Source organism: Vibrio sp. SCSIO 43132, from assembly GCF_019904195.1.
GTDB classification, from domain to species: Bacteria; Pseudomonadota; Gammaproteobacteria; order Enterobacterales; family Vibrionaceae; genus Vibrio; species Vibrio nigripulchritudo.
This window is the reverse complement of record NZ_CP063199.1, coordinates 3261181-3286153: the sequence shown is the minus strand read 5'-3', so window position 1 is coordinate 3286153 and position 24973 is coordinate 3261181. Positions and strand designations below refer to the sequence as shown.

The window sequence follows — 24973 nt, the reverse complement described above, 5'->3', positions numbered from 1 at the left end:
GACAATTGTTTTGTATGATTAAAGAGAAAGGAATGCTTTTACTTGTGCCACAGCGGCTTCTGCGCTTTCCTTGTCTTCCATTTCAGAGAAGATTCTCAGCAGAGGTTCTGTCCCAGAGAATCGGGCAATGACCCATCCGCCATTTTTGAAGTAGACCTTAGCGCCATCTTCATAACTGACTTTCTCTATTTCAAAATCGAAATCGGGCAGTTGCTTCTCTACATAAATCTTGTTGTACAACGCTTCTTTTTGCGCAGGCTTAAATGTGCAATCGCCCTCTGCTGTATAAGCGTAGCCATACTTACCGTAGATTTCATCCAAAAGCTCAGAAAGTTTCTTTCCTGTGACGCTTACCATCTCAACCAGTAAACTTGATGCAAACACACCGTCTTTACCTTTGATGTGACCACGAATGGTCAAGCCACCTGAACTTTCACCACCGATAAGTGAGTCGTCGGCTTCCATTTGAGAACTGATGTGCTTAAAGCCTACTGGAACCTCAAAGCTTTTCTCGCCGTGATCGGCTGCGATTTTGTCTAGGATATGCGTGGTTGCAATGTTACGAACCACAGAACCCGACCAGCCTTTGTATTTCAGCAGGTAGTAATACAGCAGCATCAGCACTTCGTTCGGATGAATGAAGTTGCCTTTCTCATCAATGATGCCTAAGCGGTCTGCATCTCCATCGGTGCCAATGCCGATGTCATAGCCTTCTGCTGCCACCAAGTGTTTCAGGCGATACAGGGTTGCCGCACTAGGTGATGGCATTAAACCGCCAAAATCGGGGTTTTTACCATCATTGATTACGTCTACATCACAACGACCGTTGATCAACACCGTCTGAAGTGCGTTTTTGGCTACGCCGAACATTGGGTCAATCAATACGCGCAGATTGGCTTTTTTGATTGCTTCGATGTCGATGAAGTTAATGATGGAATCGACAAACTCATTCATTGGGTTAATTTCAAGAATGGTCTTGTCTTCTACCGCTTGTTCAAAGTCGATGCTCTTAACATTTTCTAGCGTTAGATTCGCAATCTGTTCTTCGATCTTCTGCGTGATGATTTCATCCGCATCGCGACCGCCTTCAATGAATACCTTGATGCCGTTGTAATCTGCCGGGTTGTGAGATGCTGTAATACATGCTGAGTATGCACATCCCATTTCTTTGGCTTTGAACATCACAATTGGGGTAGGGACAAATTTGTTGATAAAGCTAACCGTAATACCATTTGCTGCCAGCACTTCGGCAAACCAATGACCAGCTTTATCCGAAAGGAAGCGACGGTCGTAACCGACGACAAATCCTTTGTCTTCCACCTTCTCGTTTAACATGATATTGGCAACGGCCTGAGCCACTAAACGAACATTGTCTTTAGTGAACTCTTCACCGATAAAGGCGCGCCAGCCACCTGTACCGAACTTAATCATATTAAAATCCTATTTCTCTCCGTGGCTCACAATGAACCAAAATCAAAAGGGTGGGAGAAAACCTCCCACCAAAAAAGTTAGCCAAGGACAACAACAACGTCGTTTACGCTGCCTTCAGCCAGAACAGGGATAACGCCGTCAACCGCTTCGCCATTCACAGTAATAGATTTCACGCCTTTGCTGACAGAATCAGGGTTTTGTACCGAGATGTTGTACGTAGCGCCACGCCATTGACGAGTCACTTCAAAGCCCGACCAGTCTGTTGGGATACAAGGATCCACAGTCAGACCTTCGAAGCCAGTTCGAACACCCAGAATGAAGTTGGTTACGGCAAAGTAAGCCCAGCCAGACGTACCTGTTAACCATGGGTGGTTTGCACGACCGTGATCCTGATGGTCACGTCCCATAATGAACTGTACGTATGAGTATGGTTCAGCGATTCGTTTCTCGATGATGTCGTTCTGGTTGTACGGGTTCAGTGCGTCGTAGAATTTCATCGCACGGTCACCACGACCCAGTTTCGCTTCCGCTACCCATGCCCATGGGTTCGGGTGAGAGAAGATAGCACCGTTCTCTTTTACGCCTTGGTAAACACGAGTCACGAAGCCAATGTCATCATTCGGTGTTGCGAATGATGGAGCGTTTAGGTGCAAGCCGTACTCAGAGAACAGGTTCTCATCAACCGCGTCCATTGCTTTCTCGCCACGCTCTTGAGAAACCGCACCAGAAAGTACTGCTAGCGTGTTTGACTCTAGGTGTATACGACCTTCAGTTTGTTGCGCCGTACCAATCTTGTCGCCGTTCTTCGTCAGACCACGGATGTACCAACCGCCTTCGTCGTCCCAAAGGTGCGTTTCACACGCTTCGCGAACGTTGGCTGCCATTTCGGTGTATTTGGCTACGTCTTCATCTGCGCCACGGTATTTCGCCAGGTCGATGAACTCTTGTAGAGCCCAGAAGTGTAGGAACGACACCATGGAAGACTCACCGCCGCCAAGGTTCAGACAGTCATTCCAGTCTGCGCGCAGACCTTTACAGATGCCTGTTTGACCCACGTATTCCGCAGAGAAATCCAACGCCGCTTTCATGTGCTCGTAAACTGTGGCTTCACCGCCGTCTGCGTATGGGATGACTTCGTCAAAGAAGTTCTCTTCACCAGTTTCCATCACGTACTTACAGATGGTTGGAACCAACCATAGGTGGTCGTCAGAACAGGTGTCTTCGATTCCGTGAATCTTGTCTTCGTCAGATGGAGTCGGAACGACTGTTGGTGACTTAGAAGGTTCAACGTCTGCTTTTTCAGGATCGAACCAGTCAGGATCGAACAGGTGCAGACCGTATCCAGCTTTCACCTGACCGCGTAGGAGATCCACAAGACGTTTGCGAGTCATGCCGGCGTTTGAGTGAGGAACCGAAATTGCGTCCTGCGCGGTATCGCGGTAACCCAGACCAGTACGACCACCCACTTCGATGAAAGAAGCAAAGCGAGACCAGACTACACAGGTTTCTGCTTGGTATAGGGTCCAAGCGTTGATCATGGTATCCAGACCTTCGTTTGGCGATTTCACCTGGAACTTCGCACAACGTTCATCCCAGTGAGCTTTGATGCCCGCAAATGCAGCGTCAACTTCGTTAAGATCCTGGTACTTAGTACGCAGGCGCTCACCGTTGCCTTTACCAATACCCAGAATGTAGGCAAAACGCACTTCTTCACCAGGCTGGATAGTGAACTGCTTATGCAGAGAACCACAGTGGTTGTAACAGGTTTGAGCCGTGTTAGAACATTTGCCATTTTCTACAGCGATCGGGTTAGCTTCGTCACGGTAAAGACCTAAGAAGCTATCGCGCTGACCGTCGTAAGAATCCGGAGAGAAAGTGGATGCCAGGTAGTAGAAACCTTCAAAATCGTTGGTGTTGTAGTACAGGTCGTACTCAATCACGCCATCTTTATATTCAGTGCCTGCTGAGTACAGAGACATTTGGTGGTTCTGATTATCAGACTGGATATGGCTGAAAGAAAACTCAACAAATGAGAACGCACTGATCGTACGAGGTTTGTTTGAGGTGTTCTTGATAACCACATCCCAGATCTCGGCATCTTCGCCTTTTGGCACGAATAGCGTTTTGGTTGCCGTAATGCCTGCATACTCACATTTGAATTTAGAGTAAGAAAGACCATGACGAACTTCGTAAGTCGCTTCATCAAGGCTTTTTGCTACTGGCTGCCATGAAATTGACCAGTAGTCACCCGTTTCGTCGTCACGCAGGTAAACGTAATGTCCTGGGCGATCGAACGTTGCGTTCGGGCGGAATTTTGTCACGCGGTTGTATTCCGGTGAATTGTAGAAAGAGTAGCCGCCTGCATTGTGAGAAATAACAGTACAGAACTTTTCCGTTCCTAGGTAGTTTGTCCATGGCGCTGGTACGTCTGGACGCGTAATGACATATTCACGATTATCGTTATCGAAATAGCCGTATTTCATGGTTCTTTCCTTTTAAACAAACTGCGAAGGAGTGCAGTAAAAACTAGTAATTCCGTGACCTGAGCAGGCTCGGGTCTTGTTATTCTTGCCAGGGCGAACGGTAGTTCACTCCCAGGCGTTGCCAATGTGGCAAATGTCCTTTAAGTCTGGATAAGTAATCCAGCCAGTTACGATCTTTAGCCTGACTCCAGCACACTTCTGCCAGTGCAGTGAGTCGCGGGAATACCATGTATTCGAGTCGGGATTGGTTAGTGACTTTTTCACACCAAAGCGCACACTGCACTCCCCAGATCCTTTGACGAACAGGATCGTTTTCTGAGGCGGAGCTCAGAGGTTCATACTGGTAAGCCATCTCAAGAGGTACTGGATTTGCCCAGTCCACTCCCGGTTCTTCTGGCGCATAGTCTTGGGTCATATCAAGGTAAGTGGTTTGCGCTGGTTGCAGCACAACGTCAAAGCCTTGTTGCGCGCATTGCAGCGCAGCTTCTTCGTTCATCCAGGCAAAGATAACGGTGTCTTTAGACACTTTGTTTCCGTGCTTGGCTTCTTCCCAGCCTAGCATGCGCTTGCCCAACGATTTCAGTTTGCGTTCGGCATGGCGAAGTAAATGACCCTGAAGCTCAGAAGCTTCCGTGTAGCCGTGCTCTTTCATCATCGCCTGACATTTAGGGCTCTCCGTCCAGACGTTTTTAGGAACTTCATCAGCACCAATATGAACGTATTGTGATGGGAACAAGCCCGCGACTTCCGTCAGAACGGTATCTAAAAACTGGTAAGTACCGTCTAAAGCGGGAGACAGTACGTTGTCGTTGTAGTTCTGAATACTCAGGTATTCAGAAGAGTCTTGTGGATCAACCAGCAATTCAGGCAAAGCTTTGATTGCCGCTCGGCAGTGACCCGGAATATCAATTTCTGGAATAACGGTGATCGATCTTGTCGCCGCGTATTCGATCACTTCTTGCACTTCTTCCTGTGTGTAGTAGCCACCATAAGTTTCAGACAGATGGCTGTACTGAGCATCGTTCTGTGTTTCTGGACCACGTTTGGAACCAGTTTGAGTCAGTTCAGGGAAGGCTTTAATCTCTAGTCGCCAGCCTTCATCATCGGTTAAGTGCCAGTGAAAGTAGTTAAACTTGTAGTACGCCAGGTGGTTGATCAGCTGTTTGACCTGAGCCACGCTGTGAAAGTGTCTGGCGCAATCCAGCATCATTCCACGATAGCCATAGCGAGGGCTGTCTTTAATGGTAATGCTGGGCAGTGTGCTACTGACTTTTTGTGCTGATATTAGTTGAAGCAAAGAGGCACAGGCATGAACGAAACCCGAGCGTGAACCGGACTCCAGCGTAATAGATTTCTCGCGAATTTTAAGACAGTAGTGCCCTTTATCCAGAGTTGGATTACTGCGAAATACGATGTCACCCTGCGCATTGTTCTTTAACGAGATCCCAGTCAGCGACTGTACTTCCTGCTTTAGCCATTCAACAGCATTGCTTGCCAGAGTGCTGGTGACGTTAAGACCGGATGCATCACTCAGGGAGAAGTAACCGTTTTGCGCCGTAAAGCTTGCAGGCTTTGGAATAATGGCGAAATCAGCTGCTTCAACCTGAGGGATGGATTCACGTTTTTTGTATGGCGACATCAGCGCGATTGGCGTGATATCGACCGTTAGGTTCTGAACGCTATCACCATCACGAACTTCTAAATACGCATCATCGATACCGTCCGCCAGATAGCGAAACGGTGAAGTATTAACAGAGAATTCAATGTAGTAATGATGATTGGCCGACAGGCTTTGTTCATCGCTTGGAGAGAGCACACAATGGCTACCCACTTGATCGATGACACCTTGGCTTAAGGTGTCCGCAAGGATGTATCGATCCAATGAGAAGTGCAACGCCCAGCCAGATAAATCCTGATCACTGAGGTTATGCAAAGTCAGCCCGAATCGGGACACTCCATTTTGCTCTGATAGCACAGCAAGATCGACACGATAATTCATAGTCTCTACCCTTGATTGAATAGGTTATGCTCAGATTTGTTTGCCATCATGATGCCGCCTTCAATCGCATCATGCTTAGGGGCTACGATCCATTCTTGGACCGGAGGGGAAAGCCATTTCACGATGCGCTCAGCAATGCTACCCATCAGCGAAATTTGTGTTGCCCCCTTCTTATTCAGAGCAATCAAAAACATTTCGATGTCGGCTGCGGTTTGCTTGAGCATTTTGATGCCCAAAGCATCGCCCTGTTTCGCGTGTTCGAAAATGGCAGGCGAGAACTGACCGTAGTCACGAGGCTTGGCTGTTTTCGACCAGGCAACAATATTGTCAACATTGTTGTCAAAATGGGTCATGACATGTTCTGCCAGAGCGGTCTTAGGAACAATACCATCCTCTGCCAGCAGTACTTGCTGAATCAGGTTCAGACCCATTACTGCGCCGCCACCTTGATCCGATATCGGAAATTCACGACCTCCAACCACATGCTGTTGACCGTCTTTGAGCAAAATGCCGCAAGAACCCGTACCAGCGATCATGATGGCTCCGTTTTCACCGTTATGCGCACCAAGGCAAGCACCATAGGCATCAGTGTTTAACACCACACTGGCGAACGGGTGTGGCAGCGCCATAAAGTCGTGCCAGAAAGATTCCTGTTCAGCTCCTGCTAACGCCATTCCAAGGTGCATGCTGGCGAAGTCTGATTCACTCAATCCACCTTGTCTGGCTGCTTCAGATACCGCAGTCACAATGGAGTCCATCGCCAGTCCAACGCCTAACATGATGTTGGCGCTGCCGCTTTTGGCTTCTCCAATCAAGTTGCCTTGCTCGTCTCTGATTCGCGCTCGGCAAGAGGTGCCGCCGCCGTCAATCCCGACCAAATATTGCGTCATTGATTTGTGTCCTGTGTTTGAATTTTGTCCTGCGTTTGAGTAGTGAACTGCGACATGGTTGCGAGTAGGAACCACGCACCATGAGGGATCCACTGTTCACCCCATCGCCAGTTCTGCATCATGTCGTCTTTTTGCCCCGAAGGGTTAAAGGCAATGTCTTCTTCGTCTTCAAAGCCACCAGTAATGCCATTACAGACGCCACCTTTGGCATTAAAGAAGCCGTATTGTGGAAGGTAGTCAGGGTTGTTTTTGCCATGACCGTCTAGCATGCACATGTCATAAGGGTTCAGACCGACAATCCAGTCTAAACAGCGTTGTGCATATTGCTCGGCTTTAGGCAGTAAAGATTCATCCAAATATGGCTTCGCCAGATAGATCATGCTTGCCAGTGATCCCAAGCGAGCGTTTTCACCCTGCCACCAGTAGCCCGTTTCGTTGTCATGCGCGACAAAGAAGGCATCGCGCTTTTCACCATTTACTGATTTCACATATTGGCGAGGGTAACCAAATGGGTTGGCTGTATCGTGAGTGATGGTCAGTTCAAATGACACGGCTTTATTGACCACGGCACGAATTTTGGATTTCTGAGATTCGCGTCTTTCGACGGCAAGATATTCACAAAGAGCAATCACAGGTAAACCTGCTTCTGCTGCGTGATAGTAAGGTCGGCTGCCATCGTCGGTAGCAGCCCAAAAATGTTCAAAGCGTGCGTCGGAAAGCTGGCGAAGTGACAGGCGGTTTGCCCACATTTGCCCTTCCGATAAGTAACATTGCTCGCCGGTTGAGCGGTAAAGCTCAACACAGGCTAACAATGCACAATACTCATCAATGATGTTCTCTTCACCATCATTGAGATACTGAGTATTGTACTCCTTTAAGTGCCAGTAACCTTTTTCCGCTGCCTGCAAGTATTGCTCTTGTGAAAATTCTCCACAAACATCGAGCCTTGAAGCCGCGGCTAAAGCTGCAATTGCGATTCCGCCACCCTGACGAAAACCAGCCTGGTAGTCGTCAGATTTGTGACCGTCCTGCGTTGCGTAGGCACAGATCTCCCGTTGTTTGACGTCCTTGCTCCATTTGTCAAAGACAGTCATATAAAAGAAACCCTCCGGGTGTTGCATACGGGCTAAGAAGTCAGCACCGAACAGTGCTTCTTCGGTTAGCCTCACCCGAGAATACGTTGCAAAGTCAGAGCGCTCCTCCACTAACTCTAGTCCTTTCAACATATTCCATACGACCATTGGAGTTTGTTGAGGGTTTAAAAAATTGGCGTAAGACAGGTGACTCAGATATTTACTTACATCACCTGACGCGTCGTACCATCCACCGCGAACGTCGACAGTTTTGTCTGAGTTGAGGAGGGGAATGGTGCGATCCTGTTTCTCATAAATCCCGCCACAACGTTGGGATTTAAAGTAGTGCAAAACATCCGAGAAAGTGGTGTTCATCAACACCCCTTCACAAATGTCAAAAGGAGAAGATTGCAGCTCGTTGACTCTTAATGCATAGCGTCCTTCGACTGCGAATTCCGAAAAGTCGATTTCGCAGAACAGCCCCTGGTGCCAGCGGGCGACTTGTGTTGGCTGACCAACATCAAAAGAAGCCACGACTTCATCAGAATCTACCCTGACCAGTTCAGCTTTACTGCTTTCAGCCAATGCTTCGCTGATACATAGCACTGCGTGCTTTGTACCTGACGTTTCGTAGCCTATCTGGTTAGTTAAGAGTTGCATGGGGTTCTCCCGTAAAAGTACATCTGGGAGGCACAAATCTGTGCCTCAATTCTTAGGGTCTGCTGATCTTTCGCGATTAAATTTTGTTCGAGCTAGAAGCGTTTTAATCGCGACGCAAGATTTGCAGCTTAGTTATTCTAAGCAAAGATCTTGCAACAAAGAGTAAAACGCTTATAGCCGAACCCTTTGGGCAGCGTTTGTGGCTTCTTTCTACTGTGTTACCGCTTATTGATGTAGAGTGACTACACCGAATAAGCGCTGCCTTGTATAAAGAACCCACAAACTGCTGCAAAAATCATCTCGAAAGGTCAACAGACCCTATTGGGGTATATTTATTCGTACAAATAACAACGCACAAAGTGGTTGTCAGACAGTTGAGTTACCGCTGGCAGCTTTTCACGACATTTGTCTGAAGCGTGAGTACAGCGACCAGAGAACGGGCAACCAACAGATTCAGGTGTCCACAATGGGATCTCACCTTTATTGCCTTTCAATTTTTCGTGTATCGATTTCTTAGGATCCGGTACTGCGGATACCAATAGCTGGGTGTAAGGGTGCTGAGGATCGTGAATGATTTCTTCCGTATCTCCCCATTCCACCATGTGACCCACGTACATCACGGCAAGATCTTCGGCGATGTAACGCGCCGTTGCGATATCGTGCGTGATGTAAAGCAGAGACATCTGCTTTTCAAATTTCATTTCTTCCATCAGGTTTAAAACACCTGCACGGATAGATACGTCCAACATGGACGTTGGTTCATCGGCGAGAACCACTTCCGCACCTACAGCAATATTTCTTGCCAGATTAACGCGCTGGCGCTGACCGCCAGACAGCTGATGCGGGAATTTTTGTGCGGTTTCCTTTGGTGGAATTAACCCCACTTGCTCCAGAAGATCGTACACACGCTCTTCGAGCTCTTTTTTATTGCCGGACGTGACTTTTTTGTGAATCAGCAACGGGCGAGCAATATGGTGGAAGATATTATGCGTTGGGTTCAATGAACCAAACGGGTCTTGCCATACCATCTGGACGCCTTCGCGGTAGTGCATCAGGTCTTTTCTGTCGTTGATGGACTGAATGTCACGACCTTTGTATTCGATAACGCCTTCAGTTGGGGCGTACATTTTCGCAATCATTTTTGCCGTGGTGGACTTGCCTGAACCAGACTCTCCAACAACCGACAGACCGCGGCTTTTATACATTTTGAATGACACGTCATTAATGGCACGCATCATAGGTTGGTTTAGGGCGTTACTGTTGATAGGGAAGTCTTTTACGACGTTCTTTCCTTCAACTAGCAGTTCGCCAAAATCTTTGCTCATAATTGTCTCCAGTTTCTCTTTTTCGCTTTTTTATTTTTTATTGGCTCTATGCTTTGGCCGTAGCGATTGGTTGACCATATAAATGGCAGTTAGAGAAGCGGTTTGGTTCTATTTGACGCAGTGATGTTGCTTGGGTAGTACATGCTTCGTGTACTCGCTCGCAACGCGCTTGAAAACGACATCCAGTTGGAACTTCCAGTAGGTTCAACGGGTTGCCAGGAATACCAGTTAACTTGGTTTTTGGACCAGTTAATGGAGGGAATGAACTTCCCAGCCCTTTTGTATAAGGATGATATGGGCTTTCCAGAATTTCTTTCGAAGGCGCTACTTCAATCAGTTCACCGGAATACATGATGCCAATGCGGTCAGAGAACTCGACCATCAGTGACAAATCGTGAGTAATGAACAGAATTGAGAAGCCGAACTCTTCTTTTAGCGCGTAAATCTTTTGAAGGATCTCGCGTTGTACAACAACATCAAGCGCGGTGGTTGGCTCATCCATAATGATCATTTTTGGATTGAGTGCCAACGCGATAGCGATAACCAGACGCTGACGCATACCACCAGAGAACTGGTGTGGGTAGTCGCTTAGACGGCTAGGATGAATATCTACGATTTCCAGTAATCCTTCGGCACGGCGTTTTGCCTGCTCTCGAGTCATGTTCGTGTGACGCATAATTACGTCACAGAACTGATCTTCCATTGTAAGGACTGGGTTGAGCGCGTTCATCGCGCTCTGGAACACCATAGACATCTCACTCCAGCGGAACGCTTGCATGCGTTCGTCGCTATATTGAAGGATATCTTCGCCATTGAAGATAACCTCTCCGCCAGTGATAAACGCTGGCGGCTTATGAAGCCGCATCAGCGAAAAGGCAACGGTGGACTTACCACAGCCTGACTCTCCAGCCAGACCGAAGACTTCACCTTTACCAATATCAAAGCTTACGTTGTTACAGGCGCGGACATCGCCCGCGTCTGTAATGTAGTCAACGCATAAGTTGCGGATGGAAATGAGTGACTCAGTCATAATTATTTATCTCCGCTCCATAGTGCATTTTGTGGTGGCAATTCTGGCTCGCGTTCTTTCTGGTCTTGAGCGTTCAGTTTCTTCCAACGCTTCATACCTTTGTGTGAACGTAGCTGTGGGTTAGCAATTTCGTCGACAGCGAAGTTAAGCAGGGCAAGACCTGTAACCAGCAATGTCAGAGCCATACACGGTGCGACTAGTTCCCACCATGCGCCAATCAGCATGGATGATGAGGTCTGTACGTTGTACAGCATGATGCCCCAACTGATGGTACTCGGGTCACCAAGACCTAAGAACGAGATAGTGGCTTCCATCATGATGGCGTACATAACCGAACCGATGAAACTTGCCCCTACGATAGGGATTAGGTTTGGCAGAATTTCTACAAAGATGATTCTCCAGGAAGACTCGCCAAGTACCTCTGCGGCTTTAACAAACTCTTTTTCACGCAGTGCCAGGGTTTGGGAACGTATTACCCTCGCACCCCATGCCCAGGAGGTACATCCCACAATAATGGCAATGGTCAGCGGACCGGCCTCTCCAATAAAGGCAGCAAGCACAAAGAGGAGTGGATATTGTGGAATAACGAGCATGATGTTCATGGCAGCCGTCAGGATGTCGTCGACCCGACCACCGAAGTAACCTGCCGAGATACCAATGATGGTAGCCAGGAAGCACACTGTGATACCTGCACCAAAGCCAACAGCCAGTGATACACGTGCACCGTGAGCAAGCTGAGACCAAACGTCACGACCCATACGGGTTGTGCCTAGTACGTGATCGGCTTTCTTGGAAAGCAGAAGAGTACGGCGGTCAGTTGCCAAGTTTTCAGCGATCCAGCCATCAGGGTTGTTCTGAGCAGCTTTTACAACGAAACCTGGGTATTCATGTGGCTTACCAGTACGTTTGTCTGGTACGTGCTTAGTGATAAGTGGTGCTGCAACCGCAATAAAGATAAACAGGCTTAGGATAATCACACCGATTAACGCAACCGGGTTACCTGCAACTAATTTAGCGAAACCTTTCATGATTATTTGCCTCCCTTACGTAGGCGAGGGTCTAGAACTACGTACAACATGTCTGCAACCAGGTTAAAGAACAGCATGAATAGCGTCATAATAAGCAGTTGCCCCTGAAGAACTTGGTAATCACGTGCGTGAATCGCATTGAATAAAACCGAACCAAGACCCGGATAGTTAAAGATGATTTCGATGATAAGCTGACCACCGATCGCCATACCAAGTGACATAGACAAAGCCGTCACACTTGGAAGCAAGGCGTTACGTGCTGCGTAGTTGAATACCACGCGGTTTTCACTCAGGCCTTTACCCTTCGCCATCGTGATGTAATCTTCGGCAAGCAGGTTAATCATGTTGTTACGCATGTTTACCAGGAAGCCACCGATTTGGACGACAGAAGCACAGAACAGTGGTAGAACAGCGTGGTAAGCAGCGTCTTTATAAAACGCCCAGCTTGTCCAGTCCGGTGTTGTACCTGCGGTGTAAGCGTAACCTGTTGGGAACCATTTCAGACCGATTGCGAAAGTAAACAGTGCCAGCATCGCGATAACCACCTGAGGTACTGCCTGAATAATCAGCATACCTGGAGTGATGAAAGTATCGTAACGGCTACCGCGTTTCCAAGCCGCGAAAATACCTAAAATTGAACCGATAGAGAATGAAAGAACTACCGCTGTACCCGCTAGGAATAGAGACCAGCCAAACGCACTGCCAAGCAGCTCGTTTACGCTAAGAGGATAAAACTGAATAGAAGTGCCCAGTTCCCAGCTTAGAATGTTCTTCATGTAAGCTACGTACTGAACGAACAAGCCGCCATCTACGAAGCCCAGAAGTTGTTTCATTGCTTCAATACGCTCAGGTGTTACCTGAACTGAAGCGTTAGCGAACATCATGGTAACAGGGTCACCTGGCATTGCTCGCGGAATGATGAAGTTCAAAGTGGCTGCAACTAACAGCGCAATAAAGTAAAACGACAAACGTCTTAAAAAATATCCCATAACTTATACCTTACTCACCCAGATTTTTTACCTGATCCTGGTTTCAGGACGCCCTTTTTGGAACGAGAAACCCCCTGACGACGAGCGCCATATCTTAAACTAAGAGAGGAGGGTTTAGTGAGCGGTGCACGGAAGTACACCGCTAAGGTTAGTACTTACTTAACTGGTTTTAGGTCCAGTACGTGAAGTAGACGCTCAGGGATGCCAGACCAGATGTTTGGACGACCCTTAGGATTCTTCTCGCTCCACCAGCCAGCGAAACGAGTTGTGTTGTATTGGTACATGTAAGCACCAGACATCACAGGAACCGTAACTTGGTTAGATGCGATAATTTGCTGAATACCGTGAGCAATTTCTAGCTGCTCGTTCTTGTCTGCAGTCTTGTAGAAGCTGTCTAGAAGTGAATCTAGCTTGCTGTCTTTGAAGAAGTGCATCGCGAAACGAGGCATACCAGCACCGTCTTGAAGGTTTGAGTTGTACGCACTGTTCCAGTAAGTGTATGGATCTGCACCGTGGAAGTAGTTGGTGTATGCAACGTCGTAAGTACCTTCAAGCATAGCTTGGTTGTATACAGAGAAGTCAGGAGTACGAGCACGTGCTTTGATGCCCACTTCTTCTAGTTGCTCAACTGCTAGCTGTACAGTGTTGTTGAAGTCAGTCCAACCGTTAGGAGATTGAATCAATAGCTCGAAAGATTTACCTGATGGCGTGTCAACAAAGCCGTCTTTGTTTACGTCTTTGAAGCCCGCTTTTTTCAGAAGTTCTTTAGCGCCTTCAACATTGTACGTGTTGTAACCTTTGTACTTGTTGTGAGTCTTTTCATCAGACCAAGCTTCAAACGCGTAGCCAAGACCAGATGCGAAGTCATTCACTGTACCGCCACCGTAGAATGCGATGTCGATAATAGTTTGACGGTCAAGAGCCATTGAGAACGCACGACGGAAGTCAACGTTGTTTAGCGCTTCGTTCTTCGCTGCGTCTGGGTGCTTGAAGTTAACAACAAACGCCTGAGTACCTGCTGGTGGGTACCAGTAGTGGTGTTTAGGGCTTGCTGCTGCGTAAGTACGGTCGATGTCAGGAATGAACGATGATGTCCAGTCCATTTCGCTGTTTACAACTTTACCCAAGAACTGGTCGTTGTTTGCGATTTGAGGAACACGTAGACAGTCTACATCTAGGTTATCGTTGTCCCAGTAGTTAGGGTTACGACACTGAACGTAAAGTTGAGGTGTGAACGTAGCGATTTCAGTGAACGGACCAGAACCAACAGGGTTTTCGTTCATGAACGTTGTTGGATCTTCAACTTTAGACCAAACGTGCTCAGGTACGATAGAAACTTTTGCAATTTCGTAAGGTACGTTGGAGTTAGCTTCAGTCAAACGGAAACGAACTTTGTATTCGTCGATTTTCTCAACGTTCGCTACCCAGTTGTTTGTGCCGTGCTGGTCAAGTGCTGGCGTGTTCTTCACTAGGTCGAAAGAGAAGACTACGTCGTCAGCAGTGAATTTTTCGCCGTCAGACCATTTCACACCCTTACGGATGTCAAACGTAACGCTCATTAGGTCATCAGACATTTTGTAATCTGATGCAAGACGCATTACTGGCGTGTTGCCGTGCATTTCATTAAATACAACTAGTGGCTCGTATAGGAAGTCCCAAGTTGTATGTAGATGAGTTGCGCCCAAGAAAGGGTTGAAGTTACGAACGAATGTTGTGAACTCTTTAGGGTGGATAGTCAGTTCACTACGTTCTGCAGCTGAAACTACTGGAGCTACAGAAGTTGCTGCAGCAACTACTGCAACTGCTAGCGCTGTCTTCTTAATATTGGCAAGCATAGCTGTTCCTTACTCATTGCTTTTATTTCACTAAATGGATGTGAATGTCATCAATTGATAAACACTCGCCGTGGCTATCCCAACATCCCTCCAACTTCAAGAAATTGAGAGAAGTTGGGTGGCCTATAGCCGTCGGTCAAGGCTAAGAAAACACCCGTACGCGTAAATGGTCAAACGGGTAGTCCGTTAAAAACGTTAAAACGCCTTTTAACTACGTCATAAACGTCAAAATGACGATTTTGACTTAAGAATAGGTCTCATTTTGTCTTGTGAGCACTGTCAAAAAAAATCGAAGTGTCTTTAAGTGGAGTTAGTGTTTACTTACCTTTTTGGCTTTTATATTTAATGTCATTTCTTTATTTCAATATTATAGAGATCTTACTCACTATCCACTTTTATCGTTAATTTACGTCGATAAAATTATTCTGACAATTTGTTGTGACTAACTTCTCAAACAGATAACAAAACTGGAGTTGCTGCGACAATATTCGATATTTTTCGCCAAAAATGACACTGTTTTTATGCGTTTTAACGGGGTTATTTTAACGGGTGAAATAACATGGATTGACGCAAGAACAGAAACAAAATGGAATGTCTTACTAGTGCGATTTGAAGGTTTCCAGAGTACGTTAATTTATGAGGGGTAGGTCAGATAAGAAGAGAATTGCCACTAGCAACATGGTAATAAAAAGCCAGTCAAACAAAAGTGCTCGACTGGCTTAAAAGGTGATTCAGAATGCGGATTTATGAGGTAAGCAGTTTTTGCAACTTATCCCTCAGGCTAACCAGTTTGTCACGCTGTGCGCCAGGCGTATGGCAGTTATCCAGAATAAACTCGATAGAGTTCAATACCGTCCGCCAGCGTGGAGTTTTTGGCAGAGTTTCAACACGAAGGTATTTGTCCAGTGTTCTAGTTTGCAGCGTGCTGCGATCAAGGTAAACGCGCCATAAGCCACTCTGCTCTGCGAAAGAGAATTTGGTTTGTCCCGTTTCCGATTCCCAGTAGTCAATCGCAGTTGTCATTGAATCAACCAGAATCTCTCTCATGAGCTCTGTCTTGTCTCCACCACGACCAGATACTTTATCTGCGATTCGCGTAAACTCGCCACCCAGTTCTTTAAGCTGTTGCAGTTTGCCTTTGTCACCTTCAAACGCATAGCTGGACAGGGCTTCAACTGCGGTTTCCAGATTATTAATGCGGGTTGCGTTAATGCCTCCGCCTACGTTGAATATGTACATATACTGGATGTCAGAGCCTTCTGGCAGCTTCAATACATCCGCTGAAAGGTGTTCACGCCTATCGTCAATGTAGACGTCAATTCCGCCGCAGAAGTGTTCCTGAGATAGGTTGAGGTATTTCGGTGCGATGACTTCGTCACCGTTTGAACGTTTGAGCTGCTCCTGAGTTCGTTTAAATAGCTTAGATGCCGCCTCGTTTGCAAACCGTATTCTGCCATCGTCCCTAAGGCACAGAATGGCTTCAGGTGCCGATTCAAGCTGTTCTAGCAATCTGCCTTGTGTTTCCAGCAGGTTTGCTTCTACTAGTGCTCTTTGCTTAAGCTCTGCCTGAAGTTTGTCGTTTTCAATTCGGCGAAGCTCAGCCTTACTTGCTGAGAGATGAGCTTTGATTCGAGAAGCCAGCTCGAGTTTGTTGAATGGCTTCGTTAAATAGTCATTCGCCCCGCTGTCGAACCCTTTGATTCGGTCGTTGGTCTGGCTTAGCGCGGTGAGCATAATGACCGGAAGCTCAGATAAGTCATAGCTCAGACGAACCTGCTCGCAAACCTGATAGCCACTCAATCCTGGCATCATCACGTCTAATAACAGCAGTTCTGGCTTTTCCTGCTGAACCAGTTCCAGAGTCTCGGTGCCATCTTTTGCCGTTTTCACCCTGTATCCTTCCATTCGCAGGAAGCTGTCCAGAATTTGCAGGTTCACTGGTTCATCATCCGCGACCACAATAAGTGGACCTTCTGGGTTTTCTGGCAATGAATTGTCTTCTGGTGATGAGTTTTCATTTGCTTCTGGCAACTGGAAATGATTCTGTTCGCCAAGCTGCTTCGACGTTGATATCTCTGCATCTGACGCTAACGGTAAAGAGAAACTAAAGGTAGTTCCAACAAGAGGCTGACTGCTGACATAGAGTGTTCCTCCCATCAGTTCTATCAGCTGTCGGCTGATAGATAAGCCTAATCCCGCCCCCTGACGGTAACGGCTGGAGTCCTGACCCGCCTGAATGAGAGGCTCAAAAATGTGCTCCAGCTGCTCAGCCGGAATACCCTGACCTGTATCAACCACCTGAACCCGGAGTTTATCGTCCAGCACTGTAGCGGAAATGACGATTTTACCCTCAGAGGTGTACTTAATTGCATTGCCTATCAGGTTGTAGAGAACCTGCTCTAAACGCTGCGGATCAGCGGATACTAAAGGCAAATCCATCGGAACCTGATTAATGATGCGAATCGATTTGTTGCCCAGCAAATGCTGTGAAAGTTCCAGTACCAAGCGTGTAGAGGACGAGAGGTTAACGGCGGCAGCTTGAATATCGAGGCTGCCGTAGCGCATTTTGTGATAGTCCAGAAGATCATCAACCAGAGTTGCAAGACGTTGACCACTATTAATGATGATATCGAGCTGATGTTTCTGATTTGCAGGTATTGGTCCATTCGCTCCGCTGATTAACGCCTCTGCAATACCCACCATGCCATGTAGTGGTGTACGGAGCTCGTGCGAGGTAGTTGCTAGGAATTCATCTTTCAGTTTGTTGGCCAGTTGAAGCTCGTCATTCTGGCTTTGAATCACTTTCAAATGGGCTTCTAGCTCTTCATTTTGTGATTTGATGGTGAGGATCTTCTCACGGATAGAACGCTGCATTCGCTGGAAACTGACCGCCAGACGACCAATTTCGTCTTTGCGGCGTGTTTCAAACATCACTTCGTCGAGATCACCAGCTGAAACCCTTTCCGCTGACCACGTCAGTTTTAAAAGTGGGGACGTAATGAAGTTAGAAAGATAATGGGAGCATATCACCACGAGGATAATGGCGATCAACATGGCCACCACGAATACTTTTTCTAGCTGCTGAATCCGAGCAAACGCTTCAGCTTCGGTTCTTTCCGCAATCAATGCCCATTCAATATTCTGGATCTTAATACTGGTGTAAGCCGCAATAATGCTCTCGCCTGCGGTATTAATAAAGGTTTTGACTGAGGTTTGCCCATTAAGGGCGCGGTCGATGATCTCGCTACTTTTGTCAATTTCTTCTTGAGTGACGTTAAAAACACGAGCCTGTTGGTCACTACCAACCAAGAATGCCTTGATAGCTTTACGCGCAGCAGTATCTTCAAACAGAGAAATCAGCTTGGTGCTAGGCAAACGGAATAGGGCATAACTGTGCAGGTATTCTTGCTGGATGATGGGCGCGGCAAACCACGCGATGTGCTCACTGCCCTCTAGTGCAAAATCCGACATCACAATTGGCGTAATGTCTGGTGTGTCTTTCTGCTTTTTCACCAGAGATTTTATTGCCTGAAAAGTTTCACCGAGGTTGCTGTTCCGATACTTTCCAGAACCCAGATTCGTACCATAATTGTCGTGCTTGTTGAGTGAGTAAACGACGTTTCCATCCAGATCGACCAGCAAGATGTCGTCAAAGTCACTGCGTTTCAAAAGATCAACGTAACGTCGATGGTAACGCTTGTGCATTAAGCGATAACGTTCGCTGCCCTGGTAATCATCAGACTCAGGTAAAATTGACGTTTTTATCTGATCCCCAGATCCTTCAATGTAACGCTGCTGCGCATACTCCCGCGATTGTTCAATCGTTTCGCCTAAATTGCTGAAAGCATTGATAAGACCGTAAAAACGACCACCACTGTTATAAGCCAGTTCGGAACGGACAAAACCCATTACTTCGGATTCTTTTGCATCGAAATAATCGACAAGTTGTTGTTTTTTCGTATCTCGAACTGAAAGAAGGTGAGAAGTACTCTGCTCCTGCAAATCTTTACTATGAGACTGCAAAAAGAAGAGAGCAATTAAAGTCAGCGGCGTAATACTGAGGACAAGAAATGCCACCATCAAAGTATGCTGAAGACGTTTAAATTTTTGTTTTTTATTAGATTTAAACATAGGAGTCGTTTAAATAAGCCTAGTGCAACGTCCGTTTTGCCGGGGCGGGCTCGGCAAATGCGACAAAACAGAAAATGACGATTTTAACGTTTATACGAGGTTTTTTTTCTTAATCAAGTAAGTGCAATACAAAGCGTGGGCAATAACGCAAAAATTAAATGAGATAGATTGAAAGTGTTAGTACATATGAAGCAAAGGACGCCAACGGTTTCAGCCACTGGCGAAAGCTTATGGAGGAATTTAGTTTGTCTTGTTTGCCTGATAGATCGCGAATTTATTGGTTTTCTCTACCAAAACACATTCACCAAATGCTTCTTCAATGATTGGTGGGTATTTGAGAAAGCTATTGGCAACAATATGCAATTTACCGTTCTGGCTGAGGTAATCAGGCGCATCAGCAAGCAGTGTTTCCGTCGCGCTGTAGCTGGTATCCAGCCCAGAATGGAAAGGGGGGTTGGAAATCAGAAAGTCGAATCCGGCGTCAATGTCTGAATATACATCGGTTGGGATAACATTCCCTTTCAAACCGTTTGCTTCGAGTGTTGCTTTTGATGAAGCAACAGCTAATGCGCTGACATCGCACATAGTGAGGGCAATTTCTGGGTATTGCATTGCCATAGTCGCGCCAATCACACCAGCACCGCAACCAAAGTCCAACACTTTTCCTTTCAGTTCAGGAAGGGTTTTGAGTAAAAGCTGCGTGCCCACATCAAACTCGCCATGACTGAATACTCCGGGCAAGCTCTTGATCACGACATCTTGCCCATTGATTGGCAAGGTATAGGATTTAAACCAGTCGGCTAACTCAAATGGTGCAGGTTTGCTAGTGCACTGTCCCCAGTAAAAAGAGCATCTTCGGGCTGAATCGTATTTTTTGATTACGCCATAAGGATTGAAAAATTTCTCAATACTTTTAATGCCAGAACGATTTTCACCGACGACGACAATTTCAGTCCCCTGGCCCAAGTGGTTCATCAACATTGCAAGCAGGTATTCCGCCTCTGCTTTGGCTTTTGGCCAGTAAAGCAGCACTAAGTCTGCATTGGTCTGCTCCGTAAATGCTTCAGAAAAAACGCGCGTTACATTTGGGTGTTTTTCATACTGACGAAAGTAGCCATAGTGCGTCGTAAAAACGGTGACGCTTTCGCAATGTTTGGCGAGATCGAGTGGGAATAGGTCTTCTGCTTCGCCAGCAACCAGCACGTGTTTTCCTTCAAAGTATTCAAGGTTGCGCTCTGCAATCTGGCTTGGGGCGGTGTATGCCGACATGGATGGAATCTCGATAAAAAAAGATGGTCGGATTCTCGCATAATCCGACCATCGCTTGAAGCCTAATAAAATGAAAAACTAGCTGTTGTCTTGCTTGTTAAGGAAAGTCTGGAACTCTTCCTCGTAAATCTTAAACAGCACCATGGTAATCGCGAAGATCAACGGACCATAAATCAACCCGATCAGCCCGAACAAGTGGATCCCTCCCAGTAGTGAGAAGAAGATCATCAGGGTATTCATGCCCGCGCTGCCTTGCATCAACAAGGGTCTGAGAACGTTATCAATGGAACCTACAATTACCACACTCCAAATGGTGAGGAATATTGCCCAACCGGTATCATCAGTAAAGAAGAGATAAATCACAGCAGGGATCCAGATTAACGCAGTACCCACAATAGGGATAAATGAAGCAAATCCCATCATCGTACCCCAGAATAGTCCGGGGAACCCTGCCAGCCACATGCCAATACCGCCAGCCAAACCTTGTGCTATTGCGGTAAGAAAAGAACCCAACACTGCGGATTTCGAGACTTTCTCGATCTCTTCCAGTAATCGATCTTCCTGGCTGCGAGAAAGAGGAAGGATATGACGCACTGCCGTGATGATTTTGTCGTGATCTCTCAACAAAAAGAACAGCACAAACAGCATCAACAGAAAGTCCATCAGAAAGTTAGTGGCATCTCCCAGCACTTTGGCACTGAAGGTGACCAATTGAGAACCAAACTGAGAGACAAATTCTGCGACTTTTTGTGCAATGTGCTGAGGATCGATGTTATCAAATGGCAGGTATTCATTGACGAAGCTCAGCCCTTTTACGACGAGCGGGTGAGTTGTGGCTTCCTGTATCCCACCCTGAGTGATCCACTTGTAGGCGTTTTGAGAAAAGCCTGAGCCTTGCTGAACAATTGCAGCGAACACAGCAAGCAGTGGCAGAACAATGATCACTGTAAGCAAAATACACGACAGCACCGAAGCCGTGTTCTTGTAATTCGGCATCTTGTTTTCTAACCACTCATGGACCGGAAACATCAGCAGAGAAATAATGAATGCCAAGATGATGGAGTTGATGTAGGGCTGAACGAGTAAGTAACAGGCATAGCCAGCTACCAGCAAAGCCATGATCAGCACCCAGTGACTGGAAGACAGTTTCAGTTTGTCTGGCACAGTATTGACCTTATATCGGTTGGTATGTGCCATATAATGGCTACAATACAGTCGGTTATCAACTGATGATATACTCAAACTGCCTCAAGATGCTAGATTCAGCGAGAGTTGCTTGGCTTTCAGGCAAGGCAACAATTTGTAGATCTAGTCATTTTAAATCAAAAATTGGTAACGCAGGATGAAAGCCAAGCAAACTCGCCCTTGGGAGCTCATCTTATGTCTCATTTCATCGTCAAAGAGCTTGGAAAGGACTTGTCATTCCGCAGCGCTCTTTTCCTTGAACTGAAACAGAAGATGGAGCTCTGAATCCTGCATATTGAGATAGTTTGAGTATAAGGCCATCTGGGATATGGGGTGTTGTAAGCAAGAGCAGGAATGTTCTAAATCTAGAAAGCCAATTCCTTGGTTTGCTATTTGTGTCGTTGTACTTTTGATCTTAGTGATTGTTAACTGGCAATAAAAAGGGCAGCGAATGCTGCCCCAATAAATTTAGTGTATTCGGTCATTCTGCTGCCAGAATAGCGAAACAGCGATCTGCCGCTTCCAGAGTTGCTTCGATTTCTTTCTGACCGTGTGCAAGAGAAGTGAAGCTTGCTTCAAACGCTGAAGGAGCCAGGTACACACCGTGCTCAAGCATTAAGTGGAAGAATCGTTTAAAGCGCTCAATATCGCATTTAGTGACATCTTCATAACTGGTGATTTCAGCTTGTTCGGTAAAGAAGAAACCAAACATCGCACCAACCTGGTTAACCGCAAGAGGAATACCATGTTTGTCCGCCAGCGATTTGAAGCCGTCAGCCAGTTGCTTAGTGACATCAGCCAATCGTTTTTCATTGCCTTCAAGGGTCAGCTCAGTCAAGCATGCGTAACCTGCCGCCATTGCCACAGGGTTACCAGAAAGCGTTCCCGCCTGATAAACCGGACCTGTTGGCGCAATGTGTTGCATGATTTCTTTCTTGCCGCCGAATGCACCAACTGGCATTCCGCCACCAATGACTTTACCTAATGTGGTCAGATCTGGCTGAATATTGTAGTACGCCTGCGCACCGCTTTGAGATACTCGAAAGCCTGTCATAACTTCATCGAAAATCAGTACAGCGCCTTCCTGGTCACAGATTTCTCTTAACCCTTCATGGAAACCAGCGACAGGTGGGATACAGTTCATGTTGCCTGCCACAGGTTCAACGATAATACAGGCGATCTCATCTTTATTGGCTTCAAACAGCGCTTTAACAGATTCTAAGTCATTAAATGTTGCTGTCAGTGTGTATTTCGCAAAATCTGCTGGAACACCAGGAGAGCTTGGCTGACCAAGAGTCAGAGCACCGGAGCCTGCTTTAACCAGCAAGCTGTCAGCGTGACCATGGTAGCAACCCTCGAATTTCAGGATTTTGTCGCGACCCGTGTAACCACGAGCCAGGCGGATGGCACTCATGGTCGCTTCAGTACCTGAACTCACCATGCGCAGTTGCTCCATTGAAGGAACCAGTTCGGAAACCAGTTCCGCCATTTTTATTTCCATTTCGGTTGGCGCACCAAAACTTAAACCGCGATGAGCAGCTTCAATAACGGCATCGCGAATGGCAACGTGGTTGTGACCAAGAATCATAGGTCCCCATGACCCAACGTAGTCAATGTAAGCTTTTCCATCAGCATCAAAAATGAAAGCACCGTCAGCGCGCTCAATAAACAGTGGCGAGCCACCGACACCATTAAAAGCACGAACAGGTGAGTTAACCCCTCCCGGAATTACATCTTGCGCTTTCTGATACAGCTCGGCTGATTTGGTCATGGAGAAATCCTCATAAAAGTTGAACGCAGGCATTGTAACGATAAAGGTAGGATTTGCATTACTCATTTTAAAGTTTTGTGCGGACTGGTTGGAATTAGGCAATACTTGAACGAAGCAGTCAGGTATTAGATAATCAGCCAATAATGTAAATTTAGATAAGTCGGCGTATTGACAAATTAGCCGAGTGAGAGAGGTCGTTGTGAGCGAAGTAAATGTACCCTTGTCCTTTTCAGATACAGCGGCAGCGCGCGTTAAAATTCTGATTTCTGAAGAGGAAAATCCTGAGCTGAAATTACGAGTTTACATCACTGGTGGTGGTTGTAGTGGTTTTCAGTATGGCTTCACATTTGATGAATCAGTCAACGAAGGTGACACTATTATTGAAAACGACGGTGTTGTTTTGGTTGTAGACCCTATGAGCCTGCAATACCTGATTGGCGGTGTGGTGGATTACACTGAGGGGCTGGAGGGTAGCCGATTCTTCGTAAGCAACCCAAATGCAACCACGACCTGTGGATGTGGCGCATCATTTAGCGTTTGATCCCACCTTTGATACAAAGCTTAATTATTTGAAAACCCAGCGATAAGCTGGGTTTTTTCATTTCTATGTGATTTGAGTGGCATTTTCTTTCTCAGTACGCTGTACTGGTTTTCTATACTTTATTAGCATTGTTCCACCTGCTCTTAATCTTGGTTTAAGGTATCTCCGATATAATTCAACTAAGATTGAGCCTTTTGCGTTAGGATGTCGTAAAAGGCAAAAAAATAACAAGGAATTAGTATGCCAATTGCAAGAATTAATGGCTTTTTTTCTCAACGCCCCTGGCTGGTTTCCCTCATACTCGTTACAGTTCTCACCGTTTGGCTTGGTTTAGGAATGCTTCGAGCAGAAGAGAATCCAACTGCTGAAAAAAAAGAAGAGCCAGTGCCACTCGCTAAAGTTGTCGTCAGCAGTTTTAGCGCAGAACCTACCGCAAAAAGCGTCAACCTTTATGGTCGAACCGCTCCCAACCGAGAAGCCACTCTTGGTGCTGAAATCGCAGGTAAAATCATTGCTTTGAAAGTCAGTAAAGGTGATGCCGTTAAAAAAGGGCAGGCTATTGCTCAAATTGATAAGGGTGATCTGGACATCAGGCTTGAGAAAGCCAGAGCCATTCTCTCGGTAAAAGAAAAAGAATTCAAAGCTGCCAACTCTTTGAAAAAGCGTGGGCTTCAAGGTGAAGTTGCCTACAGCACTGCACAGGCTGCTCTCACGGAAGCTCGTGCTGGTGTGAGAAATGCGCAACTGGCACTAAGCAACACTGAAGTCAAAGCCCCTTTTAGTGGCGTGATTGAAGACATGATGATTGAAGTGGGTGATTTTGTAGGCATTGGCGACCCTGTTGCGAAGGTACTCGATTTATCTACTCTGGTGATTGAAGCCGATGTCAGTGAACGCCACGTAGACCAGCTCAAGCTTAATAAAAAAGCCCATGTTCGTCTGGTAACTGGTCAGGAAGTAGAAGGACATCTGCGATACATTTCCAGAGTCTCCTCACCTGCGACCAATACATTTGCTATCGAAGTCGAGATTCCTAACCAAGGGCAGAGAACATCTGCTGGTGTCAGTGCTGAAGTGGATTTGCAACTTGCTACTCAGCTGGCAATAAAAGTCACTCCGGCGATGCTGGCTTTGGATGAGGCTGGAAATCTGGGTGTTAAGACCGTTCAGGCAGAAGACAAAGTGAAATTTGTTCCTATCCAACTGGTTAAAGCAGAACAGGATGGAGTTTGGTTGACGGGGCTTGGAAAGCAGGTCGAAATCATCACTGTTGGACAAGGATTCGTTCGCGATGGCGACTCCGTAGTTGCCATTCGTCAGTAGGAGACTGAAT

Annotated in this window: 16 protein-coding genes; 2 read left to right on the top strand and 14 right to left on the bottom strand. The window is 46.6% G+C overall.

What is annotated here, in order from left to right; translation table 11 throughout:
* Window positions 1-18 precede the first annotated feature (18 nt).
* The 14 genes from INR79_RS14715 to hemL all read right to left on the bottom strand — a co-directional run bounded on the left by INR79_RS14715 (window position 19) and on the right by hemL (window position 23099).
* Complete coding sequence (locus INR79_RS14715) at window positions 19-1431, bottom strand: phosphoglucomutase/phosphomannomutase family protein (protein ID WP_223094855.1); 1413 nt, start codon at window positions 1429-1431, stop codon at window positions 19-21.
* 77 nt (window positions 1432-1508) lie between these two features.
* Complete coding sequence (locus tag INR79_RS14710; protein WP_223094853.1) at window positions 1509-3914, bottom strand: GH36-type glycosyl hydrolase domain-containing protein; 2406 nt, start codon at window positions 3912-3914, stop codon at window positions 1509-1511.
* Window positions 3915-3993: 79 nt separating this feature from the next.
* Window positions 3994-5913, bottom strand: a complete 1920-nt coding sequence (locus INR79_RS14705) for a beta-N-acetylhexosaminidase (RefSeq protein WP_223094851.1) — start codon at window positions 5911-5913, stop codon at window positions 3994-3996.
* 5 nt (window positions 5914-5918) lie between these two features.
* Complete coding sequence (locus INR79_RS14700; RefSeq protein WP_223094849.1) at window positions 5919-6803, bottom strand: N-acetylglucosamine kinase; 885 nt, start codon at window positions 6801-6803, stop codon at window positions 5919-5921.
* Entirely contained in the window at window positions 6800-8536 is a 1737-nt protein-coding gene (locus INR79_RS14695) for a glycoside hydrolase family 9 protein (RefSeq protein WP_223094847.1), read from the bottom strand. Before INR79_RS14695 ends, INR79_RS14700 begins: the two co-directional genes overlap by 4 nt.
* A gap of 332 nt (window positions 8537-8868) precedes the next feature.
* A complete protein-coding gene (locus tag INR79_RS14690; RefSeq protein WP_004401922.1) occupies window positions 8869-9861 on the bottom strand; it encodes an ABC transporter ATP-binding protein in 993 nt (330 codons plus the stop codon).
* Window positions 9862-9907: 46 nt separating this feature from the next.
* On the bottom strand, window positions 9908-10891 hold the full coding sequence (locus tag INR79_RS14685) for an ABC transporter ATP-binding protein (RefSeq protein WP_004401924.1): 984 nt from the start codon (window positions 10889-10891) through the stop codon (window positions 9908-9910).
* A 2-nt stretch (window positions 10892-10893) separates the two neighbouring features.
* Window positions 10894-11919, bottom strand: coding sequence for an ABC transporter permease (locus INR79_RS14680; protein ID WP_004401926.1), 1026 nt, complete (start codon window positions 11917-11919; stop codon window positions 10894-10896).
* Window positions 11920-11921: 2 nt separating this feature from the next.
* Window positions 11922-12908: an ABC transporter permease gene (locus INR79_RS14675; protein ID WP_004401928.1), complete on the bottom strand. Its 987-nt coding sequence runs from the start codon at window positions 12906-12908 to the stop codon at window positions 11922-11924.
* A 155-nt stretch (window positions 12909-13063) separates the two neighbouring features.
* Window positions 13064-14743, bottom strand: coding sequence for an ABC transporter substrate-binding protein (locus INR79_RS14670; protein ID WP_004401929.1), 1680 nt, complete (start codon window positions 14741-14743; stop codon window positions 13064-13066).
* A 744-nt stretch (window positions 14744-15487) separates the two neighbouring features.
* Complete coding sequence (locus tag INR79_RS14665) at window positions 15488-18874, bottom strand: ATP-binding protein (protein ID WP_223094845.1); 3387 nt, start codon at window positions 18872-18874, stop codon at window positions 15488-15490.
* A 240-nt stretch (window positions 18875-19114) separates the two neighbouring features.
* Complete coding sequence (gene rsmC / locus INR79_RS14660; protein WP_223094843.1) at window positions 19115-20143, bottom strand: 16S rRNA (guanine(1207)-N(2))-methyltransferase RsmC; 1029 nt, start codon at window positions 20141-20143, stop codon at window positions 19115-19117.
* 78 nt (window positions 20144-20221) lie between these two features.
* Window positions 20222-21340, bottom strand: coding sequence for an AI-2E family transporter (locus tag INR79_RS14655; protein ID WP_410482883.1), 1119 nt, complete (start codon window positions 21338-21340; stop codon window positions 20222-20224).
* Between the two features lie 469 nt (window positions 21341-21809).
* The gene (gene hemL, locus INR79_RS14650) at window positions 21810-23099 is read right to left on the bottom strand and encodes a glutamate-1-semialdehyde 2,1-aminomutase (protein WP_223094841.1); all 1290 of its coding nucleotides are present in this window, start codon (window positions 23097-23099) and stop codon (window positions 21810-21812) included.
* 199 nt (window positions 23100-23298) lie between these two features.
* On the opposite strand from hemL, the gene erpA reads away from it, so the two are divergent.
* Together erpA and INR79_RS14640 are read left to right on the top strand one after the other, a co-directional pair.
* Window positions 23299-23640 carry an iron-sulfur cluster insertion protein ErpA gene (erpA, locus tag INR79_RS14645; RefSeq protein WP_004401935.1) on the top strand — a complete coding sequence of 114 codons (342 nt, stop codon included), beginning with the start codon at window positions 23299-23301 and terminating at the stop codon, window positions 23638-23640.
* Between the two features lie 240 nt (window positions 23641-23880).
* Window positions 23881-24963, top strand: coding sequence for an efflux RND transporter periplasmic adaptor subunit (locus INR79_RS14640; protein WP_022595352.1), 1083 nt, complete (start codon window positions 23881-23883; stop codon window positions 24961-24963).
* Window positions 24964-24973: the final 10 nt, after the last annotated feature.